The sequence below is a fragment of the Tepidimonas sp. genome (assembly GCF_046292505.1).
GTDB lineage: Bacteria > Pseudomonadota > Gammaproteobacteria > Burkholderiales > Burkholderiaceae_C > Tepidimonas.
The window spans coordinates 1-575 of record NZ_JBKBQX010000242.1; the positions used below are offsets into that span (position 1 = coordinate 1).

Annotated in this window: 1 protein-coding gene and 1 pseudogene; both read right to left on the reverse strand. The window is 70.4% G+C overall.

Annotation, left to right across the window (positions count from 1 at the left end; all coding sequences use genetic code 11):
- Positions 1 to 204: pseudogene (locus ACK4TH_RS13035) on the reverse strand (polynucleotide adenylyltransferase PcnB); the annotation flags it as partial.
- The coding region (locus ACK4TH_RS13040; RefSeq protein ID WP_409627054.1) for an HAD family hydrolase at positions 201 to 575 on the reverse strand (375 nt) is incomplete at its 5' end. The pseudogene ACK4TH_RS13035 and the gene ACK4TH_RS13040, both read right to left, overlap by 4 nt.

Genomic DNA, 575 nt, shown 5'->3' on the forward strand with positions numbered 1-575 from the left:
GTCGCGCACCGCGCCGCCGACGATGTAGGCCTCGTAGCCGGCGCGCTTGAGGGTATGCACCACGTCCAGCGCCCGGCCATCGACCAGCGAGGGGTCGATGCCGTGCACGGCCACCGGCACGTCCTCGCGCTTGCCGAAGCGCGAGCGGCGCAAGGTCGGCCGCACCGTCTTGTCCAGCAGTTTGTCGATCAGCGTCTTGATCATGGGAGAGGGTCGAACAGGTCGAGGATGCGCCAGCCACGCTCGCGCGCCAGTTGGCGCAAACCCGCCCCCGGATTGGTGGCGACGGGCACGTCGGCGCGCTCCAGAAGGGGCAGGTCGTTGGTGGAGTCGGAATAGAAAGTCACATGCACGCCGTCCCAGTCCAGCCCCTGGGCCGCCAGCCACTGGGTCACGCGGGTGACCTTGCCCTCGCGAAACGAGGGCACGCCGCGAATGGCCCCGGTGATCCAGCCATCGGGGCCGCGCTCCAGCTCCACGGCGATCAGGGTCTCGACCCCCAGCGCGCGCGCAATGGGCCGCGTCACAAACTCATTGGTGGCGGGCCCGGCCGCGGCAGCGGCTGCAGTTGGCCG